The sequence below is a fragment of the Flavobacterium sp. N502540 genome (assembly GCF_025947365.1).
Classification (GTDB): domain Bacteria; phylum Bacteroidota; class Bacteroidia; order Flavobacteriales; family Flavobacteriaceae; genus Flavobacterium.
Window position 1 is genome coordinate 4,489,387 of record NZ_CP110012.1, and the last position, 15,906, is coordinate 4,505,292.

11 protein-coding genes are annotated in these 15,906 nt (G+C 36.1%); 5 read left to right on the forward strand and 6 right to left on the reverse strand.

Annotated elements, in window-relative coordinates; genetic code table 11:
- Nucleotides 1-22 precede the first annotated feature (22 nt).
- Nucleotides 23-2,095, reverse strand: a complete 2,073-nt coding sequence (locus tag OLM58_RS18855; protein ID WP_264530127.1) for a M1 family metallopeptidase — start codon at nt 2,093-2,095, stop codon at nt 23-25.
- Nucleotides 2,096-2,189: 94 nt separating this feature from the next.
- On the opposite strand from OLM58_RS18855, the gene OLM58_RS18860 reads away from it, so the two are divergent.
- Entirely contained in the window at nt 2,190-2,927 is a 738-nt protein-coding gene (locus tag OLM58_RS18860; RefSeq protein ID WP_264530128.1) for a diphthine--ammonia ligase, read from the forward strand.
- A gap of 9 nt (nt 2,928-2,936) precedes the next feature.
- On the forward strand, nt 2,937-3,440 hold the full coding sequence (locus OLM58_RS18865) for a hypothetical protein (protein WP_264530129.1): 504 nt from the start codon (nt 2,937-2,939) through the stop codon (nt 3,438-3,440).
- Between the two features lie 222 nt (nt 3,441-3,662).
- Here the strand turns inward: OLM58_RS18865 and OLM58_RS18870 are convergent, their stop codons facing one another.
- Together OLM58_RS18870 and OLM58_RS18875 are read right to left on the reverse strand one after the other, a co-directional pair.
- Nucleotides 3,663-4,205, reverse strand: coding sequence for a DUF1697 domain-containing protein (locus OLM58_RS18870; RefSeq protein ID WP_264530130.1), 543 nt, complete (start codon nt 4,203-4,205; stop codon nt 3,663-3,665).
- Nucleotides 4,206-4,268: 63 nt separating this feature from the next.
- On the reverse strand, nt 4,269-6,044 hold the full coding sequence (locus tag OLM58_RS18875) for a hypothetical protein (protein ID WP_264530131.1): 1,776 nt from the start codon (nt 6,042-6,044) through the stop codon (nt 4,269-4,271).
- A 255-nt stretch (nt 6,045-6,299) separates the two neighbouring features.
- Between OLM58_RS18875 and recG the strand changes: the two genes are divergently transcribed.
- Nucleotides 6,300-8,408: an ATP-dependent DNA helicase RecG gene (gene recG, locus OLM58_RS18880; protein WP_264530132.1), complete on the forward strand. Its 2,109-nt coding sequence runs from the start codon at nt 6,300-6,302 to the stop codon at nt 8,406-8,408.
- Nucleotides 8,409-8,668: 260 nt separating this feature from the next.
- On the opposite strand, the gene OLM58_RS18885 is transcribed toward recG, so the two are convergent.
- The 3 genes from OLM58_RS18885 to OLM58_RS18895 form a co-directional block, all read right to left on the reverse strand.
- The gene (locus OLM58_RS18885; RefSeq protein ID WP_264530133.1) at nt 8,669-9,271 is read right to left on the reverse strand and encodes a PAS domain-containing protein; all 603 of its coding nucleotides are present in this window, start codon (nt 9,269-9,271) and stop codon (nt 8,669-8,671) included.
- Nucleotides 9,272-9,373: 102 nt separating this feature from the next.
- Complete coding sequence (locus OLM58_RS18890) at nt 9,374-10,228, reverse strand: hypothetical protein (protein ID WP_264530134.1); 855 nt, start codon at nt 10,226-10,228, stop codon at nt 9,374-9,376.
- A 31-nt stretch (nt 10,229-10,259) separates the two neighbouring features.
- Complete coding sequence (locus OLM58_RS18895) at nt 10,260-10,856, reverse strand: TlpA family protein disulfide reductase (protein ID WP_264530135.1); 597 nt, start codon at nt 10,854-10,856, stop codon at nt 10,260-10,262.
- Nucleotides 10,857-11,572: 716 nt separating this feature from the next.
- Between OLM58_RS18895 and OLM58_RS18900 the strand changes: the two genes are divergently transcribed.
- A complete protein-coding gene (locus OLM58_RS18900) occupies nt 11,573-12,634 on the forward strand; it encodes an efflux RND transporter periplasmic adaptor subunit (protein WP_264530136.1) in 1,062 nt (353 codons plus the stop codon).
- A gap of 153 nt (nt 12,635-12,787) precedes the next feature.
- Complete coding sequence (locus OLM58_RS18905; protein ID WP_264530137.1) at nt 12,788-15,883, forward strand: efflux RND transporter permease subunit; 3,096 nt, start codon at nt 12,788-12,790, stop codon at nt 15,881-15,883.
- Nucleotides 15,884-15,906 lie beyond the last annotated feature (23 nt).

Sequence of the window (15,906 nt, forward strand, 5' to 3'; positions counted from 1 at the left end):
TTTTTGTTACTACTAAAAATTGCTATTTCTTTACTTCCTCTGCCAACAAACGTTTTAGTTGGAACTGTTCCTCGGGGTTTAAATTAGTCAAAATTCTTTCAAACGAAGCACGCAAATCTGTATTTTTTAGCAAAAGACGGATCGTATCTCTCCCAAACTTCGAAAATTGCCACATGTGATGTGTTGTTGCGGAAACTAAGTTGGTCAAAACAGCATCGTTTATTATCTTAAAAGCAACTAGCTTCTCAAGAGCGTTTTGCCTGGTTGTAGCTTCGTATTTTGTTGAAGAAAAAGCTATTAACTCTGAAATTAAAACTTCTGAATTATTTGTATAATTAGGTGTTGAAAGTGCTAATGAAAGCCATAGTGTTCTTAAATTATAGTCGTTGAAACCAACCCAATTTTTTGATTTGTCCAAATATCGGGTACGGTGCTCGGGAAAGTTTCTCCACAACCAATACAAAGCAACTTCCTGTGTTTGATATGATTTGTCGTCAAGCAAACTTTCATATTCCACCCTGAAGTCTTCAGGGATTTTAGTCAAAGAAGCTGCAACTGCCTGCCGAACCTGAAGGTCATTAGTTTTCAGAGCTTGCAATAATAATGCTTTTTTTGATTCGTACTTTTCATTTTCTAATTGATTGACAATTGATTCTTTTACAGAATAGTAAATATCTGAATCTAAAGTTTTACTTAAAAATGATTCTTTCTCTGCTAAAGCTGTTTTTTTTAATTTATCAACTTCTAATCGAACCTGAATCGATTTGTTTTTACTCAATAAAGTATTGGCTGTTGCTGTGTCAAAAACAATTGATTCCAGCCAGGTTTTCTGAAATTTATCCAAATCAAAGTCGGAGACCTTTTTTATTTCATCGAAGAAGTTTTGTGTATTTACCGTTTGATAAGCGTACTTTTTAAGATAACTCTTTATTGCTTTTTTGAATGCTTTATCACCAATAGATTCATGCAATACAAATAATGCCCAGGCACCTTTTTCATAAAAAGTTAAAGAGCTGGCTTTTGCATTTAATACCGGAATAGAATCGGTCCTGGAGGCAAATTTTATTTGTTGTGCGGTATCGTATAATTTGGAGTAGAAAAAATCATCACCATAAATTTCTCTTTCGGCCAGAGCTGCAAAATAAGTAGCAAAACCTTCCTGAAGCCAATGATGTGTACTACTTTCGGCTGTAATAAGGTCACCAAACCAATGATGTGCTAATTCATGAGCGTCTACATTTGTATAATTTCGATCTTCAAAACCAATAGAATCCACGACATAACGGGTAGCAAAAAGTGTTGAAGTGGTGTTTTCCATACCGGCATATAAAAAATCACGTACCGGAATTTCGCGATAGACTTCCCATGGGTATTTAACTCCTATTTCTTTCTCCAAAAAATCAAAAATACGTTTGGAGTAACGGTACGTTGGTTCAAAACGATCTGCATCTTTGTTTTCCAGATAATACTCTAACGGGATTCTGGATTTTGCTTTCAGCTCTTTCTTATCATACTTTCCGATTGCAAGCATTAGAAGATAAGAACTCATTGGTTTATCCATTTTATACTGCCAGTGTGTTTGATTGGCGTTTACTTTTTTACTTTCTAAAGTACCATTCGAAATTACCTGATACGCGCTATCGTAGGTTACTTCTAAACTAAACACTACCTTTTCATTTACATCATCAAAACTTGGAAACCAATTGCTGGTATACCTTCCCTGCCCTTGTGTCCAGATTTGTACTTCCGAGTTATCGATATTCACAAAATACAAAGCCTGTTTTGGCTTGGCACTGTACTGAAAAGTAAGATGATTTTCTCCCTTTTGGAAATTACCAACAATCTTCAGTTCTTTATCTGTACTTATAAAAACAGCTTCTCTGTTATCTATCTGAACATTAGAAAATGCCATATTTTTTGCATCAATCGTGATCGTATCAATCGGTTTCAGAATCTCAAATTGATAATCGACTGTACCTGAAATTGTTTTTTCGAGAGCATTTACAGTCAATTGTCCGGAAACGGTTTTAAAATCAACAAATTGTGTTTGCTGTGCAAAAGTAAAAGCGGTAAAAAATAAAAGAGTATATTTCATTGAACCAAAATTGAGGGCGAAATTCCAAAGTTACAAAGGTTTGACAAACAAATCGAATGAAAGTTGTAAGTTTACCATACAAAATTACAACAGCATGCCAATACCTAAAAAAGCTTTATTTAACTGGAGCAGTGGAAAAGATTCTGCTCTTGCCCTACATAAAATTTTACAAAATCCTGATTTCAAAATTGAATGTTTATTGACAAGTGTTAATCAGCAATACCAGCGAATTTCAATGCATGGTGTTCGTGTAGAATTGTTGGAAGCGCAAGCAAAAAGTCTCGGTTTACCTTTGAAAATCATGCAAATCCCGGAGATGCCCACGATGGAGACGTATGAAGGGGTGATGAATGAAACCTTAGCTGAATTAAAAAATCAGGGAATCACACATTCCATTTTTGGGGATATTTTTCTGGAAGATCTACGGAAGTATCGCGAGACTCAATTGGCTAAAATAGGTTTTGAAGGGGTATTCCCTCTTTGGAAAATTCCGACTCAGGATTTAATACAAGAATTCATTGCACTTGGATTTAAAACGATTGTGGTATGTGTAAACGAACGGTTTTTAGATAAAAGTTTTGTGGGAAGAATTATCGATCAGGATTTCATTAACGACTTACCTCAAAACGTTGACGTTTGTGGTGAAAATGGTGAATTTCATACTTTTACATTTGATGGTCCGATTTTCTCAGAACCTGTTTCTTTTGAGATTGGTGAAATCGTTTACCGCAAGTATGAAAAGCCTAAGACTCAGGAAACCTCAAATACTGCTTGTGATACCAATTCCAGTGATGCTTTTGATTATGGATTTTGGTATTGCGATTTGATTTAAAACGAGAATATGTTCACGAAAGAAAATTCAGAAATAAAGAAAATTTTATCTTTTCTTACAGAAATTGGAATAGATATAATTGAGAAGGAATTGAATGATACTTTTCTGCCGGGTTTAGATTTAGGTCCGAATTGTGTTATTATTGATTATGATAAATTATTATATCCGGGTGATATTTTGCACGAAGCGGGGCATCTTGCCGTAACCACTTCTTCCGACAGAAAACTTGTTGGGACCGAAAAAATAGCCTCCAACTGGCCCACTGAAGCCGAAGAAATGGCTGCTATATTATGGTCTTTTGCCGCATGTTCTCATTTAGAATTACCACTCGAGCTGGTTTTTCATCCTAATGGTTATAAAAATGATGCTGAATGGCTAATCTCCAATTTTACTTCAGGAAATTTTATTGGTCTGCCTTTTCTTGAGTGGATCGGTCTTACTTTAGGAAGTGATAGTGCCACTAAGGAAGGAAAACCCGCTTTTCCGATGATGTTAAAATGGATGAGAGATTAGTTTAGATAATGTGTCAATGTGTCAATGTGTCAATTAGATAATCAGATTGTTAGATTATAGAATTGTTTCATAGTGTAATTTACTTACCGGTAGGAAATTAAAACAATTAAAAAATATTTAAACTAATCAACTCTTCAATTATCAAATTACTACATTATCTAATTATCTAATTATCTAATTATCTAATTATCTAATTATCTAATTGACACATTGACACATTCTCTAATTAACATACATGTTCAGCAAATTGGTAACGGTATTCCAGTTCCTGATCGTTGCTGTTACATTTAATTTTTTCTCAATATATTTCTGATCAAATCTGGTTTTACCTGCACCAACAGCATATTTAATAAAAATCCTGTTGCCGTCAATATTGGCTTCATCCGGCTTAAACTGACTGATTTTAAGGTCATTTATATTTTCACTTTTTAATGCAATGGATACAAAAGCCACATAAAGCTTTTTGGTATCAATATCTTTTTCTTTTAAAAATGGATTGTTGGAAAAGCACAATTCCAGGTCTTCTTTAGTAATTACAATCACAGGAACTTCATGTCCAAAAACTTTAAAAATCTCCTGTTTGATCATAAAACCTACTTTTGAAGCACTTTCTTCTTCTGTATCCACAAATACATTTCCGGACTGCAGATAAGTGCGTACGTTTTGAAAGCCCATGTTTTCAAGCATTGTCTTCAAAGCTTCCATTTTTATCATGTTGTGACCGGAAACGTTGATCCCGCGTAAAAGTGCTAAATGTGTAGTCATTTTTATAAATTTTATTCAAAGATAGAAATTTCGATTTTGTAGAGACCTTGAAGCCTCTGAGAATTACTCGTCGTCTTCGCCAATTTCAATATCAAAACTGATTAAGAAATCATTCAGTCGTTTTTTGTATTTCTTTTGAGCCTCGCTTACGATTTCTTCTGTTTCTTCATTGGTTTCTAAGGGATCAAGACTGAACTCCTTTTTAACCCATTCCTGAAACTCTTCCTTGTTTTTATTCTCTTCATAATACTCTTCGTCTTTGTAAAAATAAGCCGAATCGAAATCAACTGAAATTTCAGTGTCTAAAGTGAGAAGATGAATTAATTTACTGGTGTTTTCGGCTACTATATGAATGCCTCCTTCATCGCCGAAAACGACTATTGGGCAATCGTTTAAATCCTCATTTATCAGCCAGTAAGCATACGAACTTCCGGAACCGTTTGCTCCTGCAAACTCGATAAAGCTATTGTAAAACGCTTCTTTTTCCGACCATGTTTTTATACCGGTCTTGTCTTCTGTAATCGTCAAACCAAAACATTCCGAATAAGTTTCTGGGTCATATTTTTGCTCAAACTCGTATAGCTTTACTAAATCTGCCGGCAAAGCATACTTGCCAAACTGGACAGCAAATTCTTGCAATGAAAAACCATTATCGTATTCTTCATCCTCCTCCATTTCTTCATTTTCATTTTCCTCTTCCTCTTCAGCCTGTGAAGTCAGAAAATAAAAAGCTTCTATTACAGCACGTTTTACGCAATAAAACTCTATTCCGTTTGTTGCTTCATCATTCATCCATTGGTATTTCGGATTTCCTTCTTCATCCAGATATTCGAGAATGAGTGTAATTTCTTCAGTTTCATGACACCATAAGCCACGCATTCTAATATTAAATCCGTTTCCAATTTCTTCTGAAAGCTGACTGTATTTCTTTCCTTCGTAATCAAAAGAAACAAACAAATGTGTGGTATTTTCAATATTGCTGTAAAGTCTTTCCTCTGTTTTGAATTTTTCCATCTCAGATGCAAACTCTACGGCTTCTTTAAACTGAGCGCGAAAATCAGTATACAAATACTGATCTGATTTGCTTTGATCGACAATTGAAAGTCCTTTTTTAAAGCAATCATCATAGTAATTATTACCCAGGATCTCCGTTCCATCATCTGAAAATTCAATAAAAGAATCATTTACGATATCACTCAATCGGTGTGTTGAAGGAAGATAATTTTCAATGGTTACGATTGACCCGTCAGTATCAGTCAGATTGCTGCAAATCAAAACATCAGGTCTGCCCACATTAACAATTGTCTGAACATTGGTAAAACGTTCAAAATGCATCCACATATCATCACTGTAGATTAACCAGGCTGTAACATCACCTTTCACAAAAAGTTCTCCATGATTGTATTCTCCTAAAAGCGAATCGCATTTTAAGCCGCCGCCTAAATAATGTACACTTCCGAACAAGGTAATGTTTGTAGTGGTTGTTTCTCCTAAAACAATCAGAGCGGGTGAATTATCCGTATCAAAAGAACTAATAAGTTTTTTAACCGTTAGATTACCTTTGAAAATAAATCCGAGTATAAAAACATCCGGATTTTCATCTGTGCTGTAATCCATTTCAAAAGAATCGATTTCGACATCATTTTCCGCTAAAAGAAATATAGGATTGTCTTCGTAATCCGGAAAACGCCAGGTATCTTCAAAAATATTGTATATTTTTTGGTTGTTAAAATCAGTAAGATCGCCAATAATAGTGTGTGCTTCATGTCGGTTAATCACCTTGAAAGCGACACCTGCAAAATTCATAGTTTCAAAAGGAATTTTTTCTTCGTTAGTCATTTTATAGGATTTTGGTCTAAAAAGATCTGAACAAATCTACTCAATATCTTTATTTATTAAAATAGCCAATGAATTATTTCAGACTTTCAAATTTCCTAATTAAAATCTATCTTCGCAATTATGAAAGCGATTCGAAGATAGGAAATAGAACAAAGAGTCAAGATTTTAGATTTTACTTTAAAATCTTGACTCTTTGTTCTCTGCTCTTTATTCTTTGCTCTATACTCTAAAAATCTAAAATCTACAATTACCAAAATGTCCAACAATCTCCTTGAAACCCCCATTGAATACCTAAAAGGCGTTGGCCCCAGTCGTGGGCAGCTGCTTCGAAAGGAACTTGGAATTCATAAATATGGAGATTTGGTTAATTTTTTTCCGAACAGATATATAGACCGAACGCGTTACTATAAAATTAACGAACTTCAGAATACAGGTTCTGAGGTGCAAATTATTGGAAAAATAGTCAACATTAAAACCGTCGAATTTGCAAAGAATAAAAAGCGGCTGGTCGCTACTTTTGTAGACGATACGGGGCAAATGGATCTAAACTGGTTTCAGGGGCATAAATGGATTCGCGAAAGTCTGAAACTGAATGAGGTTTGTGTTATTTTTGGAAAATGTTCTCTGTACGGAAGTCAATTTAGTATGGCACATCCGGAAATTGAATTGTGGAGCGAACATGAAAGAAGTCTTCGTTCGGCCATGCAGCCCGTTTATCCTTCAACGGAAACACTGGCTAATAAAGGGATTTCAAACCGTACCATTAACAAACTAATGGAGCAGCTGTTTCTGGAAACTCAGGCTTTATTTACCGAAACTTTTCCAGCTTATCTAATCGAAGAATTAAGGCTTATTTCTAAAAGAGCCGCTTTGTTCAATATTCACTTTCCCAAAAGCACTGATGCTTTGGCGAAAGCGCAATACCGACTCAAATTCGAGGAATTGTTTTTTATACAACTTCAATTAATCACTAAAAACCTTATCCGAAAGCATAAAATAAAAGGACATCCTTTTACCATGGTAGGAACGTTTTTTAATGAATTTTATCAGAATCATTTACCGTTTAGCCTCACAAATGCTCAAAAAAGAGTAATCAAAGAGATTCGTTCCGATATGGGAAGCAATGCCCAGATGAACCGATTGCTACAGGGAGATGTGGGGTCCGGAAAGACAATTGTAGCTTTTATGAGTATGCTTTTGGCGATAGACAATGGTTTTCAGGCGTGCTTAATGGCTCCTACAGAAATCCTTGCCAATCAGCATTTTATTGGATTATCTGAATTGGCTAAAACGCTAAATATAAATATAAAACTCTTAACAGGTTCAAGTAAAACTGCAGCACGAAAAATAATTCACGAAGAACTGGAAAACGGAAGTTTGCAAATCTTAATTGGCACACATGCGCTACTAGAGGACAAGGTGAAATTTCAGAATCTGGGACTTGCTGTAATTGACGAACAGCATCGTTTTGGCGTAGAACAGCGTTCGAAATTGTGGAAGAAAAACGAAATTCCTCCCCACGTTTTGGTTATGACCGCTACCCCTATTCCGAGAACTTTGGCTATGAGTTTATATGGGGACTTAGACATTTCTGTAATTGACGAATTACCTCCCGGACGAAAACCGATTCAAACGGTTCATCGATACGACAGCAATCGTTTGAAAGTCTGGAAATTTCTACGTGATGAAATCGCTTTGGGAAGACAGATTTATATTGTTTATCCGTTGATTCAGGAATCGGAAAAAATGGATTTTAAAGATCTAATGGACGGTTACGAGAGTATTTCCCGTGATTTTCCATTACCTCAATACGCTATCTCTATTCTGCACGGCAAAATGAAACCTGCTGATAAAGATGCTGAGATGAAACGTTTTTCTGAAGGTAAAACCAATATCATGGTAGCAACCACCGTAATTGAGGTTGGTGTTAACGTTCCTAATGCCAGTGTAATGATTATTGAAAGCGCAGAACGTTTTGGCCTGTCACAACTGCATCAGCTGCGTGGACGTGTAGGACGTGGAGCTGAACAGAGTTATTGTATTCTGATGACGAGTTTTAAACTAAGCTCGGACAGTAAAACACGAATGGAAACAATGGTTCAGACCAACGATGGTTTTGAAATCGCCGAAGTAGATCTTAAACTGCGTGGCCCGGGTGATTTGATGGGAACACAACAAAGCGGCGTTCTGAATCTTCAAATTGCCGATATTGTTCGCGATAGGGATATCCTGGGTCTGGCCCGTAATTATGCCATGAAAATCCTAAAAGAAGACGGACCGCTGCAAAAACCGGAACACGCCATACTAAAGGCTGTTTTTATTGAACTGACCAAGAAGAAAAACATTTGGAATTATATTAGTTAAGGTTCTGAGTTGCTAAGATTCTAAGGTACTGAGATTCTAAGATTGGGATCGTTACCGACATTATAAACAAGAACACTACGGTCACCCTGAGCTAAGTCGAAGGCTTATGGCAATGTATAGAAAAAAAATATACTTCATTGTGGTAAAGACCAAGCTCTCAACTACTGATGTTTTTGGTGATTTGAATTCGTTGGGGGACAAATTCTTCTAAGTTGAGTGCTTATCTATTACAATGAAGTATATGTAGCCTAGTGAATATTCTATTTTTTAGGAGCGGCTTTCTTTTCAAACAGACCACTAAAAAGTCCTTTACTTATTTTATTCTTGTCGTCTTTTCCGGTAGCAATCAAATGATCGATATACTCCATGTACGTTTTTTTGCGTTCTTCTAAAAAGCCAATCAAATAATCTTCGGCAGCACCCATTCCGCTTACTTCTTCAATATGCAGCAGTTTTTTATACAGAGGGTCAATAAACTTGGTAATGATTTCCTCGGGTACTGATTTTCGGGTTCCAAAGTAACCAACAATTTCACCATCACCATCTGCAATAATTTTAAAATCGGTTACCACCCAATAGAATCGTCCCGTTTTAGACATATTTTTGATAATGACATGGATATTCTGGCTTGATTTAATACTATCCCATAGAAATTTAAAAATTACTTTCGGCATATCCGGATGACGGACAATATTATGAGCGTGACCGATTAATTCATGCTCATCATATCCCGAAACATCAATAAATGCCTCATTTGCATATAAAATGGTTCCTTTTGTATCTGTTTTACTTAATAATACTTTTGTTTTGTTCCAGTCGACTTCTCTGTCGGATGGAGTCGGGCGGGTAATTCTGTTGTCCATAAATCCTGTATTTAAAATTAATAAGCAATACCATTTTTTATCTTAGGCCTGTATTTTAAAATCATTAAATAACTGATTTAGAATACACTACGAGTAATTATCTTAATTCCTGCTATCAGTAGATTTCACATGAATATCGTTTACCAGATCATCAATTCTCTTGGCACTTTCACGCATCATCTCCAAATAGTTTAATAATTTATCATTGTCTGTATGCCCTTTCGAAACGTCAATAAGTTTAAGCACGGAGCTTACCGGTAATTTTAAATCCAGTGTCGTTCTGTGAATGAAATCATTATAATCTTTAGTAGCGGTTAGTGAACTGTACTTTGCAGAAGCCAGTTTCATGTTCTCTAATTCGTATTCGTCTGAAATTTTAGAAATGTGGTTTTGACTGTGTTCTTTAAAATAATACGCCCAATACCCGTTCATAAAAAACACCACTGCCGCCAAAACAACATGAACAATAAAGGTTTCTACATCAAAATTAACCTGCGAAAAATACAATTGTAATCCTTTTGGGTCGTTGAAAACCTGATTTTGCAAATACGCCAAAGCCCCATGATGCAAGACCACCAAAAGTGTCAAAGGAATCTGAAGCTTCCAGTTTTGATAGATAATTAAAATCGTACTGGCAATAAAAACGGTAAAATGCATCTCAAACAAACCATGCATTTGATAGATATACTGTGCCATAAATATAGCTAAAACAATAGCCAGCACATACTGATAAAAATTAGATTTTTTAAAGAAAAACTTTGCTGAATAGTACAACAGCAAATTTAAAACCCCTACTCCTGCTCCTATTTCAAACGTATCATATTTAAAAGCTAAAGCAATCCCAAACAGAAAATAAATCGCTAAAACATAATTGACAATGGTGTCCGATCGTTGGGTCATCGTAGACATGAAATTGTGCAAATAATCTTGTTCATTCAAACTGGCTCTTGTTTTCATAAATTAAAATGATTTTGGTTAAGAATTTGGTTTATTTATTGCATTTTGGTAACGAACATCCATAAGCTCTTAGAGCTAAAGCATCAAACGAAGGAGAATGATTTTGTTTCAATAAGGAATCAATTGCCATTTGAGCATAATTACTGTCAGCATTGGTACAATACCTGGTTTTATTATAGTTCCCGCGATAGTACAAATTCTGAGAATCGTCCAGAAGAACAGCTTGCGGGGTTGAGAAGACGCCACAGCTTTTCGCTAGTGCCGGATCGAAATAAACCGGAATTTTTGCATCAAATTTTTTCTGGATTTCGGCTATCGTGAAAGATCTCTCTTTGTTGAGCACCACAATTTTGAAATTAATCCGGTCGCCATACTTTTTAATGAGTTCTGAAACATGAGGAATGTTAAACCGAGAACAAGGACAATCGGGATTAAAGAAATGGATAAAAATGGGTTTTCGATCTGTCAAGCAGCATTTTAAATCAATCTTACTTCCTACGGCTATCGCTTTGTAATTTTGAGGAACCGGCGTAGGCAGACTGTATTTAAATTCATTCTGCCAGAAGAGAAATGAGATAGCAACAACCAACAATGCCATCCATAAACCAACAAGTAATTTTTTCAGCATAAACAAGTAAATTTGGGGTTGAAACTTAAAAAATGTCTAAACAATTGTTAACTACACTGTTTATTTATTTAACTATTTTAACTTTAAATCAAATAAAAAACCTACACATTTTAACGCTTAACCCTCAGATACATTATTATTCTCAAAAAAAACAGATCATTTTGTTTAAGCCTATCAATGTTACGAATAAAATCGATAAAGTGCAAATAAAATCGGACAAAATGCATCGAAAAATATCTTTGTCGGATTTTTATGATTCGAGGAACCCGTAATTCTACCCTTTTTGTGGGTAAAACCACAGGAAAGAAGTTCTTAAAAGACCTAAACTTTAACTAATTGAACTCGTTGGGTGCGATTATTTTTTAACAGATAAATCTCCAGATGTAATACTCACTAATAAGAGGTTTCTCTTATTTTGAACAAACAGAAGCTGCTATGATTTCTTTCAACATCCATTAAATAGGCATAAAATCGATGTTTCTATGTTTTAAATGATATTTTATATTGGTTACAATCAACGGGTTGATTAATTATTTTTATTTTTTTTAGTTCTGTATTAAACCTTGGTTCAGAAAAAGAGTCTAAGTTTAGTTTTATGTAATGTTTGTACGTACAAATGTTAAATAAAAGCTAAGCTCTCCAGATTTCACAACAAAAAGTTAAATTTGTGTGCTTACTAAAAACATACACCAAAAAAATACCTTTACCTCAAGTTTATGAAAGTAAAAAACTTAGTTTACGCCCTACTGATCATTGTATTAGGAGGTTTTATTGCCTACAGAGTCGTGTCGAATAAAAAGAAAAACGACGAATCGAAAAAGTTTGGAGACAAAGACACTCCTACTACAGTAACCGGAATAGTTGTTAAAACCGCTACCTTCGACAACAACCTGTCACTATCAGGTTCTATTGAAGCCAATGAACAAATTGAGATTCGAAGTGAAGTTTCCGGAATTGTTGAAGGAATTTATTTCAATGAAGGCAGTTTTGTAAACAAAGGACAGGTACTTTTTAAAGTAAATGACATCGAACTAAAAGCGCAACTCAGACAAGCCGTAACCCGTGAAGGTCTGGCTGCGGAAAATGAGAGACGAGCAAAATTATTGCTTCAGAAGGAAGCTATCAGTCAGGAAGAATTTGACGTTGCGAAAGCCGATCATGCCTCTGCACAGGCGCAAAGTCAGCTGATCAGAGCTCAAATCGCTAAAACTTCAGTTAAAGCTCCATTCTCAGGAAAAGTTGGTTTGCGTTCAATTTCTCCGGGAACCTACATCACTCCTACCGTTCTGGTTGCAAAACTGGTAAATACCGGTAAACTAAAAATTACATTTTCGATACCTGAAAAATATGCCGCACAAGTAAAATCGGGATCTGTTATCGATTTTAGCGTTTCAGGTTCTGATAAAGTCTATACAGCAAAAATATACGCCATCGAACCGGAAGTCGAAGTAGCTACACGTACACTACAAGTTCGTGCTATTGCGGATAATGTTGACGGAAAGCTTTTCCCGGGAACTTTTGCGGATGTCAAACTACCTCTAAACATTGTAAAAGATGCTATTGTAGTGCCTTCAGAAGCTATAATTCCGGTACAGAGCGGTAAAAAGGTATACATTGCTAATATGGGTAAAGCCAAAGAAGTTATGGTTGACGCTACGACAAGAACAGACTCTTCTATTTTAATTCTGTCAGGATTAAAGGCCGGAGATACTCTGATTACCAGTGGCGTAATGTCTCTTAAAAATGAAGCACCAATAAAAGTGAATGTAAAAAAATAGAAGATGTGAAATGTATGTTGTTAGTTGTAAAATGTATGACGTCTAACGTGACCATTAACACGCTCCAATCTATTTTCTTTATTCTTATGACTCTTTTTTTCTGCTTATTCAAAAAAAAACTAAAATCTAAACTCTAAAATCATAAATAACATTATGAGTTTATCAACAACCAGTATAAAAAGACCTGTTTTAACCATCGTACTGAATCTTTTAATTATTCTGTTCGGTTTCATTGGTTATACCTTTTTAGGTGTTAGGGAATTTCCTTCGATCGACCCTGCGCAGGTTTCTATCCGAACCAATTATACCGGAGCTAACTCCGACATTATAGAATCTCAGATTACAGAGCCTCTTGAAAAAGCGGTCAACGCAATCGATGGGATTCGAAACATAACTTCTTCCAGTAATCAGGGAAGCAGTAACATCACCATTGAATTTAATCTGGACAAAAATCTGGAAGAAGCAGCAAACGACGTTCGTGATAAAGTTTCTCAGGCCATCAGAAGTTTGCCTCAGGATATCGACGCCCCGCCGGTAGTCTCCAAAGCAGATGCCGACAGTGATGCTATTATTTCGATGACGGTACAAAGTGACACCAGAAGTTCTCTGGAATTGAGTGATTATGCCGAAAATGTGATTTCACAACGTTTGGAAACTATTCCCGGAGTCAGCGGTGTTCAAATATGGGGGCAAAAACGCTACGCCATGCGTTTATGGATTGATCCTGTAAAACTTACCGCTTATAAATGTACTGTATCTGATGTTCGTAATGCCTTAAATGCTCAAAATGTTGAATTACCTTCAGGAAAACTAACCGGAAACAATACCGAATTAACTGTAAAAACGGTTGGTAACCTTTCAAAACCGGAAGAATTCAACAACATTATCATTCGTACCAATGGAGATAAAATTGTTCGTTTAAGCGATATTGGAGGAGCCGAATTAGGTCCTGAAAACATCGAAACAAAGCTTAGTCAATCCGGTTTACCTATGATTGGTCTTGCTATAGTACCGATGCCGGGAGCCAACTATCTGGATATTTCATCTGAATTTTATAAAAAGTATGAAGCCTTAAAAAAGGATCTTCCAAAAGATATTAAACTTAATATTGCCTTGGACAATACGATCTTTGTAAAAAAATCAGTACTAGAAGTAGCCGAAACTTTAGGGATATCGATTATTTTGGTAATCATTATTATTTATTTGTTTTTCAGAGACTGGGCCATTGCATTTAGACCATTAATTGATATTCCCGTTTCGTTGATTGCGACGTTTTTCATTATGTGGCTTTTTGGGTTCTCGATCAACGTATTGACTTTGCTTGCAATTGTTTTAGCCACCGGTCTGGTGGTCGACGACGGAATTGTAGTGACCGAGAATATCTTCAAAAAAGTAGAAGAAGGCATGTCGCCAATTGAAGCCGCGATTAAAGGATCTAATGAAATATTCTATGCCGTAATCTCAATTTCTGTAACCCTTGCGGCCGTATTTTTGCCGGTAATATTTTTAGAAGGATTTGTCGGCCGACTCTTTAGGGAATTTGGCGTCGTCATTGGAGCTGCCGTTTTAATCTCGGCTTTTGTATCTCTGACTTTAACACCAATGCTAAATGCCTATTTGATGAAAGGCGGAGAACAGAAAAAATCTAAATTCTACGTAAAAACCGAACCTTTCTTTGAGAAACTAAACAGCGGTTATGCCGACTCTTTGAATCGGTTTATCGCAAAAAAATGGCTTAGTTTCCCTATTCTGATTGCTTGTTTTGGATTGATCTATTTGTTTTTCACCATACTGCCAAAAGAAACTGCACCTTATGACGATCGTAGTTCTGTGACCATGCGTATGACTACTCCTGAAGGATCCTCTTACGAATATACGGATCGTTTTATGCAGGAGATTTCCAGATTGGTAGACGACTCTATTCCGGAGAAAAAAGTGAGTCTGGTTATCACTGCACCGGGCTTTGGAGCTTCGGCCACTAACTCTGGTTTTATCAGACTTTCATTAGTCGAACCGGATCAGAGAAAGAGATCTCAGAAAGATATTGCGGATCAATTGACCAAAATGACCAAACGTTACCCTGATGCTAAAACATCCGTAATTCAACAGCCAACCATTGCGGTAAACCGTCGTGGAGGATTACCGATTCAGTATATTATTCAGGCTCCGAATTTTGAGAAACTGAGAGAAAAAATTCCGGTTTTTATGGAAGAAGTCGGCAAAAGTGACGTTTTCTCGGTTACCGATGTGAATTTAAAATTCAACAAACCCGAAATCAACGTAAGTATTGATCGTGAAAAAGCAGAAAGTTTAGGGATTTCGATCCTTGACATCGCACAAACGTTACAGCTTTCTTTAAGTGGTCAGCGTTTTGGATATTTCATTAAAAACGGAAAACAATATCAGGTAATTGGTCAGTTTGATCAAAAAGACCGTTCGAAACCTCTGGATCTGACTTCAATGTTTGTAAAAAATAAAAGTGGAGAATTGATTCAGATGGACAACGTGGTTAAAATTGAAGAACAAAGTAATCCGCCTCAATTGTACCACAACAACCGTTATATGTCGGCAACAGTTTCTGCAGGTTTGGCACCGGGAAAAAGTATTAGCGACGGTATTCAGGAGATGGACAGAATTAAAGCAAAAGTACTTAACGATACTTTTACCACTGATTTAAGTGGAGAATCGAGAGACTTTGTTGAAAGTAGTTCAAATACTTCTTTCGCCTTCGGATTGGCTTTATTACTAATCTTTTTAATTCTTGCAGCACAGTTTGAGAGTTTTATCGATCCGCTTATCATCATCTTAACCGTACCAATGGCGGTTGCCGGAGCGTTATTTTCACTATGGCTCTTCAATCAGACCTGGAATATCTTTAGCCAGATCGGAACGGTAATGCTTATCGGATTGGTGACGAAAAATGGTATTTTGATCGTGGAATTTGCCAATCAGCTACGCGAACAGGGAAAACCAAAACTGGAAGCTATTTTAGAAGCCTCAGAAGCCCGTTTGCGTCCAATTTTAATGACAAGTTTGGCGATTGCTTTAGGAGCTTTGCCAATTGCAATGTCACTTGGTGCTGCTTCCACGAGTAGAATTGGTATGGGGGTTGTAATTGTTGGAGGAACCATTTTTTCGTTGGCCTTAACCCTATTTGTGATTCCTGCTATTTATTTAATGTGGTCTAAAGCAAGAAAACATTATCCTGAATTTGATCATATCGATGAATATGAAAGAAATACGAAATAATTGATATAAAATCTGAAACCATA